Below are 12,351 nucleotides of genomic sequence, written 5' to 3'. Positions count from 1 at the left end.
CAAATAAAACACCTCTCTCACGCCGTGGTGACAGACAGCCACGCTACACCATTCCCGCGCAGCGGGTTCGTTCTTCCCCGAAGCCGCCAGTCTGGTTTACAGAGAATAAAGCAGACTGGCGGCATTCGCCTTCATTGCGGTCGTTCAGCAGTTCGTTTGCGTTTTCCGAAAGCAGACACTCCATATCTGAAATGAGAACATCTGCTCGAATTGAATGGGTTCTCTCATTGTAGTGCCCCAAGCACCTGGTCTTTCTCACTCCCTTTCAGGAGATGCGTCAGTTCATCTACAAGACAGATGCGCCCTTTTCGAAACTGATAAAAAGCAACGACCTTGATTAGACTTTGCTTGCCGGAGCGACGTGTTGCACGAGCCACGTGAACGGTGGCAGCTTTATCGTCTTCACATACGACATGCTGAATATCTATTTTCAACGCACGAAGAGTGTTGCGTAAAGCATGTGTGTGGGCCAGGAAGTCACCCAACGTCATTTCACATCCATCGACAAATTGCCGATAGTCCGGTGTCATGAAATCCAGCAGCTTATCCGGAGTTGAACCAAAGTCCGTGAATGTGGTGAACATTTCCCTGATGATCTGCTCGTGGTGTGTGGAAGACATGGAATCCCCTTTAATCTTGTGAATTGAGTGGACCAGAAGATTGTAAAGGAGATACTTTTGGCATTCTGCCGACCGTAGGCCATAATGCGACTCATGCACGCCAAATCGTTTTACTTTTTATTAGAAGATCCTCCTCCGTCATGTGGTCTTCCCTGGCTATCTGGAAGTCCCGTAAGACAGACGAACCGCCGGACCACGGACCTGCATGTTCACGAAAGAGGGCAGATATTCGTAGTGGAAAGCGGTGTTATGGCCGTGATGACCCAAAGTTCTTACTGGCTGATCGGGCCGGGACAGCTCCTTTGGCTGCCTCCTGGCTTTGTTCATGAGGCACGCTCCCACGGTGCTATCACAGGCTGGAGTCTGTATATTACTGCTGAGAGGTATTATTCAGTTTCACACAAGCCTTTTCTGATAGACTGCACACGGTTATTGATGGCTCAGCTTGAACGTCTGTCGCAAAATACCAAAGAAGCAGTATGGCAGGACAGCCTTACAAGGTTGGCCGAAAGCTTCTGGGATGAATTCCTGTCCATTCCGCATCATTCTGTTTCACTGCCTTTTCCCGAAGATGCCCGGCTAAAACGGGTCGCAGAGGCCCTGAGTGCCACTCCCGCTGATCCGCGAGGACAGCAGGAGTGGGCGGATATGGCAGGAATGTCTTTGCGGTCATTCATTCGGCATTTTACCGCTGATACGGGCATGCAGTTTTCAGCCTGGCGGCAGCGCCTGCGTATTCTTAATGCGCAGGAGAGGCTGGCGCGACGCGAGCGTGTGACCGATGTCGCCGCCGCAGTCGGTTACGAAAGTCTGGGCGCTTTTGCAGCGGCTTTTAGAAAAAACACCGGATATAGCCCAAGTGCTTATGCACAACGCTGCCGCGCTGGAGCAACCGACCCAATGTAAACATGAAGCTGGCAATCTTCGTCGTTGATAGGCATTCAGTAACCGGACCACTACAGGCTCATGTCAGTCATTTGGTAACTAATTTCTGAAGACCTCTACGTGGGTATTTTTCTTCCACGGTGCGGGTAAGTTTTTGATTTTGTCTTACGCGTGCTGGTATCCCTGCCGGGCGGGCAATCATCTGTTTTTCAATGAACAGACTTTTGTTGGCAGGGATTTCAACATGTTGTCTCGCTGTCGCCGAAAATGGGCACATTCAGTTCTTAACCAATTCGTGAAAACATTTACTCTTCTGTCTGCAGCATCACGGCAGATCAGGACATAACGTGCTCTTGCAGGTATCGCTTTCCCAAATGGGAAAACAAGTCTTCCAGAAAGAATGTCGTCATACACCTGGGCCATTCTACCCATAGCCACACCCTGATTTTTCAGGGCAGATCCCAGCGCAAGACTGGACAGGTTAAACTGCGATCCCCCAATCGTGCATTTGTAATCGTCCATGTTTTCTTTTATCCAGTCATTCCATTCACAATATTCAGGGGCACCTGTCCACGGTTCGTTATCGTGTAGAAGGTGGACACTTCTTATTTCCAGTGGTTGCGCTTTTTCTGCAAATGATGGTGTCGATACAGGAATGATAAACTCATCAAGCAGGTCTTCCGCCACCACATCATTGTATTTTTTTGGATCATAACGAATGGCGATATCAATACGGCCTCGCGCAAGTTCCTCACAATCCAGATCCTGAAACTCTGCAACAAGTCGAACCGGGACATGGGGATACTGGGCGTTAAAATCTGCCAGACGGGGCGTCAGCCAATGCAGGGCAAACGAAGGCGAGCAACTTATCTGCAGAGGAGCATCGGGTGTCTGTAGTTCTTCAAGAATAGCCTCAGTATCCGAGAACACACGTGTCATGACTTGGTGCAATGCCTCTCCTTTTGCTGTTAATGTTAGGGTGCGCGCGGAGCGTATGAACAATCTGAGGCCAAGATGCTGTTCAAGCCGCCTGATCTGTTGACTGACCGCCCCCTGGGTTACGCACAGATCGGCGGCTGCCCTCGTAAAGGAGAGCTTCGTTGCGACGACATGAAAGCTGCGAAGCGCTCCCATAACGGATGTTGAGGGCAGAGGCATATCCATTAGCTCCACTAATGCATCAATTAGAATATATCGTTCCCACGTGATGCCACGACGCGCTATACGTCGTCCCAGAACCGCATCATTCAGGCCGCGTGAAATGACGAATAGCAAAGATTATAGCCATATTATAGATTGTTTGCGCACGAAAAGTCGTTGTCTCTGGCTGAATGAGCGGCTGTTTCCCAACTGCCGCCCTGATCAATCCATATTAGCTGGAATCGCTGATGCAGGCGCGCGCTTCAAGCGGTGTGAACCGCTTCTGGCAGCGGTCTTCAACGAATTGGGGCCGACAGGTGGTCGGATTGAGTCTCCCCTGACCAATGCGGGGAAACTGGCCGCATGTTCGCCTGTAACCGCACCAGGTGCGTGGTTCATCAAGCGTGATGATCTGCTTCCAGTCGCGGGTTCGATCAAGGCACGGGGGGGATTTCACGAGGTTCTCGCCTATGCCGAAAAACTCGCACTTGACCATGGCATCATCAATCCCACATCTGACAGGCGTTGTCTGGCAGAAGAGGCAGCCAGAGGACTCTTTTCCGCACATAAGATCCTCGTAGGTAGCACTGGAAATCTGGGCCTTGCCATCGGCACCCTGTCGGCTGCCCTCGGGTTCAGATCGGAAGTCCATATGTCTGCCGATGCCAGGCAATGGAAGAAAGATCGCCTTCTGGCGCGGGGCGTGGCTGTCGTTGAACATCAGGGGGACTATTCCGCAGCGGTTGCGACGGCGCGTTCGCTCATGAAAGAGTCCGATTACTTTGTTGACGATGAAGCATCCGCCCTTTTATTTTACGGCTATGCAACCGCAGCACTGGAACTGAAAATGCAATTGCATGCGGTCGGTCGCAAGGTGGACAGCCAGACGCCGTTGCTGGTTTATCTACCGTGCGGGGTAGGCGGTGCACCTGGAGGTATTACGGTCGGGCTGAAAGCAATTTTTGGTCCAGACGTACACTGCTTTTTTGCCGAACCGGTCGCATCACCTTGCATGCTGCTCCAGTTATGTTCTGGACAAACAGGGCCAGTTTCCGTTGCGGAAATCGGATTGGATAACAAAACGGAAGCCGACGGACTTGCCGTCGGACAGGCGTCGTTGTTTGTCGCGCATCGCATTCAGGAAATGCTGGCAGGCGTATTTACGGTTTCCGATGACGAATTATATGAGAATATGGCTCTTGTAGAGAAACATCTGGGATTTTTACCGGAGCCATCTGCAGCGGCCGGGCTGCGCGGGCCAATGTGGCTTAATGAAACCGAAGCAGGGCGAGAATATCTTAGGAGACATCAGATCGTTCCAGATCACGCGACACATGTTATCTGGACAACAGGAGGTTCTCTTGTTCCGGAACTTCAGCGCATTCATTACAGGAATACGGCTGAGATGAAGATAAGATCGTTACGATCAGGACTCATAGCCAGAACATGACGGTTGCAGCGAGTGAACTGCCCCGGTTTTACCGGAGAGCGATTTGTTCAGCGCTCAGGCTGCGATATCAAGTCTGCTCTGATCTGCATGGAAGGCGCGTTCGGCTTCGGCGGGGGGCCTGTAGCCGATTGGTGCCAGCAGGCGTCGATTATTATACCAGTCCATCCATCGATGTTCGTCGCCGCCAGCATCAACGTGACAACCGACGTAAAGACGATCACCGCCAAGACCCTGTTCGAACGACTCATGCACCTCGTTCCTCGGTTTGACAAGACGTTACAAAAATTCTGCCAAGACATCGCCGAGCGTCGAAACGCCGAATTGCACTCGGCCGACCTTCCATTTCGAGCTATGCGTCTCGACGCTTGGGAGGCGCGCTATTGGCATGCCGGCGACACGATCCTTCACCAGATGGGGTCGTCCCTTGAGCAATGGCTCGGCGCAGCCGATGCAAAGGCACCCCGTCAATTGCTCGATGAAGCTGCCAATGCTCTAGTGGCTGCAGTCAAATTACGTGTTGAAGCCGCCAGAGTGCAGTTCGATGGACTAAAAAAAGCCGAGCGAGAGCGGCTAACCGCTGAGGCTGAACTACGTGAGCCGCAGCACCAAGCCGGAGTTTTCAAGAATCGTTACGACGAGATCTGGATGAAGAGCTGTCCCGCTTGCAAATGCCGCGCTTTTATGGCCGGCGAGCAAATCGGCGAAGACATCAGCGAAGAGCGCGACGAACACGCGATCTGGGAAATCGTCGACCGCGAATTCGTCGGTGAGGAATTCCGCTGCCCAACATGTGATCTGACGCTCATGGGAAATGACGAAATCGATGCCTCCGGCATTGGTTATATCCATGAAGACCGGCAGGAGCGCGAAATGGAATACGAGCCTGATTACGGCAACGATTAGACCAAAATCTACGAGACGTTTCATTGGGTCAGATGTTGGAACCGTCAACGATTGGTTCCCGATCCAGCCTCACCTCATCCTCCAGTGTCGTTCCGCGTGCGAGCCTACGCCCGACAGCCTCGATAAACCCGTCATAACGCTCCCGCCCCTTGCTCTGTGCCGCAGCAAGGGCCGCATCCGGCAGAGGGGGTGTGCTGGTCAGCCAGAAGCGAACGAACACCGCCAGCGATTCATTCGAAATCGTTACCCGTCGTTCCGTTCGTTCCAACTGCCGCGTCATCCGGTCCAGTCGCCGGGCCAACGCCGCCTCAAGCCGTTCGGGTCCATCCGGCGACAGGAACGATGCCAAGGCCGTCTCCACGATCAGCGCCTGCGGCACCTTCTTGCGAGCAGCGTAATCGGCTAATTTTGCGCTAAGATCAGCCGGTAGCCGGATCGTATGCTTGATCCGCATGGCAGTCACAGCCCCATCCGATCGCCAGGATCGAGCGAAACCTGACGCGCGAGACTCCGCTCACCGCGCCGCAAAGTCTGTGCCCGCTTCGCATCGTCCTCGGGTTCATCCTCCGGCGGATCAAATTCATGCACCGGCTTCCTCGGTGCCTGCACCACCTCTTCCTGTTCCGGCAGCTCCGGCTCACGGCGGATGCCGGCATTGGCGGGATCATCATCTGCATTGTCGGCAGGCGGCGGCTGAACCACATCAGCCCAGTCCCCTTGCGGCTGCGGTCCGATGGGCGGCGTTCCTTCAGGAGATGGCGGTGGCTCGAACCGGGGTGGCGGGAGGATGCGCTCGGTCAATTCGGCATCCTCGAAATACCGCGCCTTGCGCGCCCGGACCGGCGGGCAGCCAGAAACCAGCACCAGTTCCTCGTCCGGGGGAAGCTGCATGATCTCCCCGGGCGTCAGCAGCGGCCGTGCGGTTTCGTGGCGCGTCACCATCAGATGCCCGAGCCATGGCGACAGCCGGTGCCCGGCATAGTTTTTCGCATCCCGGATCTCGGTCGCAGTGCCGAGCGCATCGGACACCCGCTTGGCGGTCCGTTCGTCGTTGGTCGCGAAACTCACCCGGACATGGCAGTTGTCCAGAATGCTGTTGTTCTGCCCGTAGGCTTTCTCGATCTGGTTCAGGCTCTGGCCAATCAGGAAGCTCTTGATCCCATAGCCCGCCATGAAGGCCAATGCACTCTCGAAGAAATCCAGCCGTCCCAGGGCCGGGAACTCATCGAGCATCAGCAGCAGGCGATGCCGCCACTTCGCCTCCAGTTCCTCGGTCAGCCGGCGGCCGATCTGATTGAGCACCAGGCGGACCAGCGGCTTGGTGCGGCTGATGTCCGAGGGCGGCACCACCAGATACAGCGTCGCCGGATGGCTGCCGGCGACAAGGTCGCGGATCCGCCAGTCGCAGCGACGGGTCACATGCGCCACCACCGGGTCGCGATAGAGACCGAGGAACGACATGGCCGTGGACAGCACGCCCGAGCGCTCATTGTCGCTCTTGTTGAGCAGTTCCCGCGCCGAGCTGGCGACCACCGGATGCACACCCTTCGCCCCGAGATGGGACGTGGTCATCATGGCGCGCAGCGTCGTCTCGATCGCCCGTTTGGGGTCGGAGAGGAAATTGGCCACCCCGGCGAGGGTCTTGTCTTCCTCGGCGTAGAGGACATGCAGGATGGTACCGACCAGCAGGGCGTGGCTGGTCTTCTCCCAGTGGTTCCTCTTCTCCAGAGCACCCTCGGGATCGACCAGCACGTCGGCAATGTTCTGCACGTCCCGGACTTCGCGCTCGCCGCGCCGTACCTCCAGCAACGGATTGTAGGCGGCGCTGGCAAGGTTGGTCGGATCGAACAGCAGCACCCGACCGAAACGCGAGCGCCAGCCGGCGGTCAGCGTCCAGTTCTCTCCCTTGATGTCATGGACGATGGCGGAGCCCGGCCAGGTCAGTAAGGTCGGCACCACCAGGCCGACACCCTTGCCCGATCGGGTCGGCGCGAAGCACAGCACATGCTCCGGCCCGTCATGACGGAGATAGGCGTCGACCGAGCGGCCCAGCACCACCCCATCGGGGGCGAGCAGCCCAGCCCGACGGATCTCGCGGGGATCAGCCCAATGCGCTGAGCCATAAGTGGTGGCGCGCTTCTTCTCACGGGCGCGCCAGACGGACATGGTGATTGCGACGATGACCGCGACAATCCCTCCCGACCCCGCGATGTAACCGCCGGTGGTGAAGACGTCCGGTGCGTAGGCGTCATAGGCGAACCACCACCAGAAGAACTCCGGCGGGTAATAAACCGGCCAGCCGAGCAGCGTGACCCACGGCGCGCCAAGTTGCGGCTGGAAGCCGAGCCGCCAGGCGGTCCACTGGGTGGCAATCCAGATAAAGGCGAGGATCACGGTGCTGACGGCGCACACCGATCCCCAGAGGATCTTGGTGTGGTTCATGACAGGAACCGACCAGACGGCTCGATTTCCCGATATTCAAGGCCTAATTGAAGCGCTTCGGGCCGCCGGACGGGAGCGGATAATAAACGGACGGTTTCCGGACGACCTTCACGGCGGCAAGAATATCGAGAATCGTGCGCTTGCTGACGCCGCTTCGCTCGCCCTGTTCCAGCAATCCGACAAGCGTCCGCTAGTCTTGATGATTGGCTGGATAATGGATCGACGGCGCCTTATTTCGCCTTGTCATGCTGGGAAACTCCGATTGCCTTGTCGTCGCATGTGGAGAAGAACCCGGTACGGTAAAGATGCTTCCACCTGATAATCGCACCCACACTCTGATCGTCGTGATGGCATCGAAGTTCATCGTCATTGACGACCGCTGCACGCGATCTCACGGGAGGCCCTGACTTTACGAGTCAAATACCTGTGGCAAATCCCGTGCGCCATGAAGCACGCGGACGATGCGTACCTCATCGACCAGTTCACGGAAGAACAGCAAATAGCGGCCGTGAACAACGACCCTCAATCCGGGGCTGATCTCATCGCGCGCCGGAAAGCTCGCTGGATGTTCAGCGGCAACGCCGGCCTTCGCTTCCAGTTCGGCAACGAAGCTCATGGCCCGCTCGGGATTGTCCTCGGCAATATAGAGCGCGATTTCCAGGAGGTCGGCACGTGCGGCCGGAGCGAAGCCGAGCCGTTTCATCCCTGCACGCGACGGCGAGCGATCACGTCGCGCAATTCGGCGAAGACGGTTTCGGCCGGGATGCTCGACCCGCTTTCATCACCAAGCCGGATTGCCTCCCGCAGGGCATCAAGATCGCGACGGTCGGTATCACGACGACGCATCCATTCGCGCAATGCCTCGCGCACCACCTCGCTGGTCGAGGCGTATTCGCCACCGTCGACGGACTGGCGCAGGATCGCCGCCATCTCGGACGGCACGGTGATGGTCATACGTTCGATCGTGGACATGAAGCGGCTCCTTTCAGGCGAGCATACTTCATCATACTTATGAAGCAGCCGCTTTGTCAGCCCAAAATCCGCAGGCAGGCTGCACAACGTCAAATCCCAAGCCCGCGCTTGCGACCGAAATTCCAGTCCACCGCTCCGCCCGGCGACAGCGTGCCGGAAACCTGCCGTCCAAGCTTCTGCTCTAGCGCTGGCCGCCACGGCACAAGCTGGAAGCCCAGCCCATCATCCACCATCGCGAAGCGGCCGGAGGACAGGTTGACCCGCTGGCGATAGACCCCCGAGACGATCTCACCCTCCTTCGCGGGCCGGTGCTCCAATCCGGTCTGCGCCGCCAGCCTGGCCTCCGCCTGATCGAGATCGCGCTGGCGCAGGGTGCCGATCAGGTCGGGGGCGAACACCACGCGTTCGCCCTGCCGCCGGGCCAGCCCCTCGGATGCCAGATGATCGATCCGCCGCACCATCGCCTCGCGGACCTCCGTGCCGAAACCGGCATTGGCCAGTGCCGGATCCTTGGCGAGCATCTGCCGATCGAGCCAGGTTGCCCCCGGAGCCGTCACCTGCTCGGCCAGCGTGAAATCCGAGCGCGTCGCCAGTGACAGGCGTTGCATGCCCTTCGCGTCCCCCCAGTTCCGGGTTTCGACGATCGCACCGGTCCTGGCATCGCCGGTCAGGTCCAGGTCCAGGAACCGGACATGATGCGTGCGGCCATCGGTGCCGGCGATCACCACGTAGCCGGAACCCTTCAACTCGTCGTCGAGCCCGCGCTCAACCAGCCGACCGAGAACGGGATCGGCCAGCGTCTCGCCATGGATTGCGAAACCCGCGACATCGGGCTCCGCCCCGCCGCCGGACATGGCGCGGTGCATGGTCCTGATGATGTCGCCCCGGATGGAGAGATCGCGCAGCGTGGTCTCCAGCCCCGGCTTGAGGGTCCAACGTGCGACGCCCACGCGCTCGGCCAGACCAAACCCTTCCAGCTTGGTCGCCCGGCCGACCAGCAGGCGGCGCAGTTCCGGATCCTCTGCACCCGCGCCCGGCCGCAGATCGACGACGCCACCACCCTCGTCGCTGAGATCCTGCAACGCGCGATCGAGGCTGGTCCAGCGGTCGGCGCCGATTTCGGTCTCCAGGGCGGTGCGGATTTCCTGCTCACTGCGCGGGCCAAGCTCCAGCGTCACCCGCTCCGCGGCGCGGTCGCGCAGCCCCTGGCTGATATAGGCGCGGCTGATCACCAGATCCTTGCCATCATCGGCCGCCCCACGCACCAGGATATGGACGTGCGGATTGTCGGTGTTCCAGTGATCCACCCCGACCCAGTCCAGCTTGGTGCCCAGATCGCGCTCCATGTCCTGCATCAGTTCGCGCGCAAAGCCCCGCAGATCCTCCATCCGTGCCGCGTCCTCGGGCGAGACGATGAAGCGGAAATGGTGGCGGTCGTCTTCGCAGCGTTCCGCGAAGGCCTTGCTGTCCGCCTCATCACACCCGGCATCGAACAGATGGGCCCTGGCACCGTCGCGGGTGACGCCCTCGCGTCTGAGATAGGCGATGTGCCGGGCGAGCGGCGCGGAACGGAAGCGCGTGCCCTGCTGGCGGACCACCCGCGCCTTGAGCACGACCCGACGGGCATTGCTGCGCAGCCGCATGGAGAGTACCGCGCGTCGGCCGCGTCCGAAGCGGGAACCACCGCCGCCTCCCCTGGACTTCGCGCCGAAGCGGGTGCCAATATGACCGGCCCTCTTCGCGGCACGCATGACCTCGCCGACGAAGGATTTCGGTCGTGCGCCCTGATTGCCATGCTGGATGCGTCCGGGCCGGACAGTCAGGCTGTCATCGCGCGTCGCCATGGCCCGCTCTCCGCTTCGATGTGCGCCTGACGGCGCCCGGATCGTTGAAAAGATTGTAGAAAATGGACGAAGAGCCGCGGGCGGCTGATGGCGAGAGGCCAAATTCCCCAATCAAACCAACCACATGCAGCCCCGGACGGGCGCTGCTTTTACCTTGCCGTCCTTCTGTCCGTTGCCTGTCTCCCCCCGGCACCCCATCCCCGAGGCACCCACAGCCCGCCAGCGCCCGATGAACCAGAATGGGGGTCATCGACGCGCCTCCCCCTGCCCTGACGCGATGAACAGCCCAGCCGATTGCGGCGCAAGCACCGTCCAGTCGCTCGGGCGGGCGTCGTCGGCATGCACCGGATTGTGCGCGCTCTCGCCATGCCGAGGGGCATTTTCTGCGCGCAGGAATGACGCCGGAAAGAGGGAAGAGCCCTGCCAGGATGGTGTCTCCGAAGCACCGATAGCGATGTCATCGGCAATCGGCAGAGCCAGCCGCGCGCTGACCGATGCAACGTAGTTCCGCGTCTCGGCAGGCAGCGGTCGGCCGGTCGCCAGATGTTCGTCATAGCGCGCGGGACCGGCGTTATAGGCGGCAAGAAAGCCAGCTTCGCCATAGCGATCCCGCATCCAGCGCAGATAGGTCGCTCCCGCCAGAATGTTGTCATGCGGGTCGAACGGATTGTCGCCGAGCCCGAGAGACGTGCGCAGGCTGGCCCATGTGCCGGGCATCACCTGCATGAGCCCCATCGCACCCGCCGACGACACGGCATGCGCATCGCCTATGCTTTCCGCGTGCAGGACGGCAGCAATCCACGAGGCCGGAATCTGCGCACGCCTAGCTGCCTCCGCGATCATGTCGGCGTACGGATCAGCCTCCGCCATGCGAACGGGTGACACGGAAACCAGCACTGCAACCAGCGCGTTCGCGACAAGATCGCGAACCTTCCTACCGCCGGTCATCACGCTTCACCGGACGGTTCCAGACCAGATGAAAGGCGCGTCCCTGACGGTCGGACTGGAACAGGTTGGCGCGGATCGGCTGCGCCAGCATGGGGTCGTCGAGAACCAGCGAGAGGTAGGTGCCCGCCTTCTCACCGGTGCGTTTCCACCCCGCACCGACCTCCAGTCCCATATCCGCATCGCCGAGATGGACGCGATAGTCAGGCGCATGCTCGGCGTCCGACGATGTCGCCGGCACGATCGTCAGTTCGACGTCGAGGGCGAGCGTGCGCAGGCGACCGGCGAAGCCGTCAGAAGTGCGCGTGAAAGTTCCGATCTGAGCCATGTCAGCCTCATTTCTGCTTGAGGTTGGGAGAAATCGGTGACGGCGCGAGCCACAGCGGCTGGGCGCGGCCGAGCACGGTATCGACCGGCAGGACGCCGAAATAGCGACCGTCGAGACTGGTCGGGACCGCCGGATTCATGACGAAAATCTGGCCGGGCAGGACATGCCGACAGCCCTGCCACACCGGCAGCGGACGGCCGCGATGATCGCGGGCCAGCGCATTGCCGAGCACCGTGCCATCGACGGTGACAGCAGCGCCGATCCGGCAGACCAATTGCCCTGGTAGTGCCGCGACCGGCTTAAGCAACGGCACACCGAGCGGCAGATAACCACCGCGCGCCAGCGTTCCGGCGATGTCGGTGGGCGGGCGGATCGCGATCAGGTCGCCGACATGCAATGAGCGCGCCGATTGCAGCCGGTAGAGTCCAATCGGCGTGCTGGCGGTGGCATTCCAGATCAGGCGGGGCGCTGGATGGATCGCCACTGACGTGCCGATACCTAGCACTGCGAAATAGGTGGTGAAGAACCAGCCGAAGCGCGTCATGACACCGCCCTCCGGCGCAGCCAGGCGTGGTGACGGTCGCGTGTGTAGGGACGTGACGCCTGCCCGGAAAGCATCCGGTTGTGCAGATGCCGCCAATGCTCGGGTGCCACATCAACGGGGTCGATGCCGATGGCTTCGATACGATCGATCGCTTCCAGCGCCAGGCGAACCTTCGGCCAGCCGCTCTGGCGAAGCAGGCTCTCGCCACCAGGGCGCACGAACGGCACCGTCTGATAGGGCTCGCCGGAACGGGTGACGCGCACGATGTCAATGCAGGA

Annotated in this window: 16 protein-coding genes; 5 read left to right on the top strand and 11 right to left on the bottom strand. The window is 59.7% G+C overall.

Annotation, left to right across the window (positions count from 1 at the left end; all coding sequences use genetic code 11):
• The coding region (locus MSKU9_RS18690) for a hypothetical protein (RefSeq protein ID WP_227002594.1) at window positions 1–195 on the top strand (195 nt) is incomplete at its 5' end.
• Between the two features lie 29 nt (window positions 196–224).
• Here the strand turns inward: MSKU9_RS18690 and MSKU9_RS17600 are convergent.
• Window positions 225–620 carry a nuclear transport factor 2 family protein gene (locus MSKU9_RS17600; protein WP_141262640.1) on the bottom strand — a complete coding sequence of 132 codons (396 nt, stop codon included), beginning with the start codon at window positions 618–620 and terminating at the stop codon, window positions 225–227.
• Between the two features lie 93 nt (window positions 621–713).
• Here MSKU9_RS17600 and MSKU9_RS17595 point away from each other — a divergent pair, with 93 nt between their 5' ends.
• Entirely contained in the window at window positions 714–1,526 is an 813-nt protein-coding gene (locus MSKU9_RS17595) for an AraC family transcriptional regulator (RefSeq protein ID WP_141262639.1), read from the top strand.
• Between the two features lie 177 nt (window positions 1,527–1,703).
• On the opposite strand, the gene MSKU9_RS17590 is transcribed toward MSKU9_RS17595, so the two are convergent.
• Window positions 1,704–2,663 carry a LysR substrate-binding domain-containing protein gene (locus tag MSKU9_RS17590; protein WP_141262638.1) on the bottom strand — a complete coding sequence of 320 codons (960 nt, stop codon included), beginning with the start codon at window positions 2,661–2,663 and terminating at the stop codon, window positions 1,704–1,706.
• A gap of 103 nt (window positions 2,664–2,766) precedes the next feature.
• On the opposite strand from MSKU9_RS17590, the gene MSKU9_RS17585 reads away from it, so the two are divergent.
• Window positions 2,767–4,095 (top strand): D-serine ammonia-lyase, encoded by a 1,329-nt coding sequence (locus MSKU9_RS17585; RefSeq protein ID WP_141262637.1) that lies wholly within the window; start codon window positions 2,767–2,769, stop codon window positions 4,093–4,095.
• 12 nt (window positions 4,096–4,107) lie between these two features.
• Window positions 4,108–4,998, top strand: coding sequence for a hypothetical protein (locus MSKU9_RS17580; RefSeq protein WP_227002596.1), 891 nt, complete (start codon window positions 4,108–4,110; stop codon window positions 4,996–4,998).
• A 28-nt stretch (window positions 4,999–5,026) separates the two neighbouring features.
• Here MSKU9_RS17580 and MSKU9_RS17575 read toward each other — a convergent pair whose 3' ends face one another.
• Both MSKU9_RS17575 and MSKU9_RS17570 read right to left on the bottom strand, forming a co-directional pair.
• Window positions 5,027–5,452, bottom strand: coding sequence for a CopG family transcriptional regulator (locus tag MSKU9_RS17575; protein WP_141262636.1), 426 nt, complete (start codon window positions 5,450–5,452; stop codon window positions 5,027–5,029).
• Window positions 5,453–5,457: 5 nt separating this feature from the next.
• On the bottom strand, window positions 5,458–7,440 hold the full coding sequence (locus MSKU9_RS17570; protein WP_141262635.1) for a conjugal transfer protein TraG: 1,983 nt from the start codon (window positions 7,438–7,440) through the stop codon (window positions 5,458–5,460).
• Between MSKU9_RS17570 and MSKU9_RS17975 the strand changes: the two genes are divergently transcribed.
• Window positions 7,439–7,759, top strand: coding sequence for a hypothetical protein (locus MSKU9_RS17975; RefSeq protein ID WP_154670689.1), 321 nt, complete (start codon window positions 7,439–7,441; stop codon window positions 7,757–7,759). The two genes, MSKU9_RS17570 and MSKU9_RS17975, sit on opposite strands and share 2 nt — an antisense overlap.
• Window positions 7,760–7,849: 90 nt before the next feature.
• Here MSKU9_RS17975 and MSKU9_RS17560 read toward each other — a convergent pair whose 3' ends face one another.
• The 7 genes from MSKU9_RS17560 to MSKU9_RS17530 all read right to left on the bottom strand — a co-directional run.
• Window positions 7,850–8,143 (bottom strand): type II toxin-antitoxin system RelE/ParE family toxin, encoded by a 294-nt coding sequence (locus tag MSKU9_RS17560; protein WP_141262634.1) that lies wholly within the window; start codon window positions 8,141–8,143, stop codon window positions 7,850–7,852.
• Entirely contained in the window at window positions 8,140–8,412 is a 273-nt protein-coding gene (locus MSKU9_RS17555) for a type II toxin-antitoxin system ParD family antitoxin (protein ID WP_141262633.1), read from the bottom strand. The genes MSKU9_RS17560 and MSKU9_RS17555 overlap by 4 nt, the downstream gene beginning before the upstream one ends.
• Window positions 8,413–8,501: 89 nt before the next feature.
• On the bottom strand, window positions 8,502–10,256 hold the full coding sequence (locus tag MSKU9_RS17550; protein WP_141262632.1) for a relaxase/mobilization nuclease domain-containing protein: 1,755 nt from the start codon (window positions 10,254–10,256) through the stop codon (window positions 8,502–8,504).
• A 246-nt stretch (window positions 10,257–10,502) separates the two neighbouring features.
• A complete protein-coding gene (locus tag MSKU9_RS17545; protein WP_141262631.1) occupies window positions 10,503–11,204 on the bottom strand; it encodes a lytic transglycosylase domain-containing protein in 702 nt (233 codons plus the stop codon).
• Window positions 11,191–11,529: a DUF736 domain-containing protein gene (locus MSKU9_RS17540; protein ID WP_141262630.1), complete on the bottom strand. Its 339-nt coding sequence runs from the start codon at window positions 11,527–11,529 to the stop codon at window positions 11,191–11,193. Before MSKU9_RS17540 ends, MSKU9_RS17545 begins: the two co-directional genes overlap by 14 nt.
• 7 nt (window positions 11,530–11,536) lie before the next feature.
• Window positions 11,537–12,073, bottom strand: coding sequence for a S26 family signal peptidase (locus MSKU9_RS17535; RefSeq protein ID WP_141262629.1), 537 nt, complete (start codon window positions 12,071–12,073; stop codon window positions 11,537–11,539).
• A partial coding sequence (locus MSKU9_RS17530) for a DUF2840 domain-containing protein (protein ID WP_141262628.1) occupies window positions 12,070–12,351 on the bottom strand: 282 nt, incomplete at its 5' end. The genes MSKU9_RS17530 and MSKU9_RS17535, both read right to left, overlap by 4 nt.

Source organism: Komagataeibacter diospyri (assembly GCF_006538165.1).
In the GTDB taxonomy this organism is placed as follows: Bacteria; Pseudomonadota; Alphaproteobacteria; order Acetobacterales; family Acetobacteraceae; genus Komagataeibacter; species Komagataeibacter diospyri.
The sequence above is the reverse complement of the archived record's forward strand: the minus strand, read 5'-3'. Positions and strand labels throughout refer to the sequence as shown.

Coding starts and splice junctions, on each gene's coding strand:
- MSKU9_RS17545 (WP_141262631.1), bottom strand. CDS start 11,204: ATGACCGGCGGTAGGAAGGTTCGCGATCTTGTCGCGAACGCGCTGGTT.
- MSKU9_RS17585 (WP_141262637.1), top strand. CDS start 2,767: ATGACGAATAGCAAAGATTATAGCCATATTATAGATTGTTTGCGCACG.
- MSKU9_RS17560 (WP_141262634.1), bottom strand. CDS start 8,143: ATGAAACGGCTCGGCTTCGCTCCGGCCGCACGTGCCGACCTCCTGGAA.
- MSKU9_RS17600 (WP_141262640.1), bottom strand. CDS start 620: ATGTCTTCCACACACCACGAGCAGATCATCAGGGAAATGTTCACCACA.
- MSKU9_RS17535 (WP_141262629.1), bottom strand. CDS start 12,073: ATGACGCGCTTCGGCTGGTTCTTCACCACCTATTTCGCAGTGCTAGGT.
- MSKU9_RS17590 (WP_141262638.1), bottom strand. CDS start 2,663: ATGCCTCTGCCCTCAACATCCGTTATGGGAGCGCTTCGCAGCTTTCAT.
- MSKU9_RS17975 (WP_154670689.1), top strand. CDS start 7,439: ATGACAGGAACCGACCAGACGGCTCGATTTCCCGATATTCAAGGCCTA.
- MSKU9_RS17555 (WP_141262633.1), bottom strand. CDS start 8,412: ATGTCCACGATCGAACGTATGACCATCACCGTGCCGTCCGAGATGGCG.
- MSKU9_RS17540 (WP_141262630.1), bottom strand. CDS start 11,529: ATGGCTCAGATCGGAACTTTCACGCGCACTTCTGACGGCTTCGCCGGT.
- MSKU9_RS17575 (WP_141262636.1), bottom strand. CDS start 5,452: ATGCGGATCAAGCATACGATCCGGCTACCGGCTGATCTTAGCGCAAAA.
- MSKU9_RS17570 (WP_141262635.1), bottom strand. CDS start 7,440: ATGAACCACACCAAGATCCTCTGGGGATCGGTGTGCGCCGTCAGCACC.
- MSKU9_RS17595 (WP_141262639.1), top strand. CDS start 714: ATGCACGCCAAATCGTTTTACTTTTTATTAGAAGATCCTCCTCCGTCA.
- MSKU9_RS17550 (WP_141262632.1), bottom strand. CDS start 10,256: ATGGCGACGCGCGATGACAGCCTGACTGTCCGGCCCGGACGCATCCAG.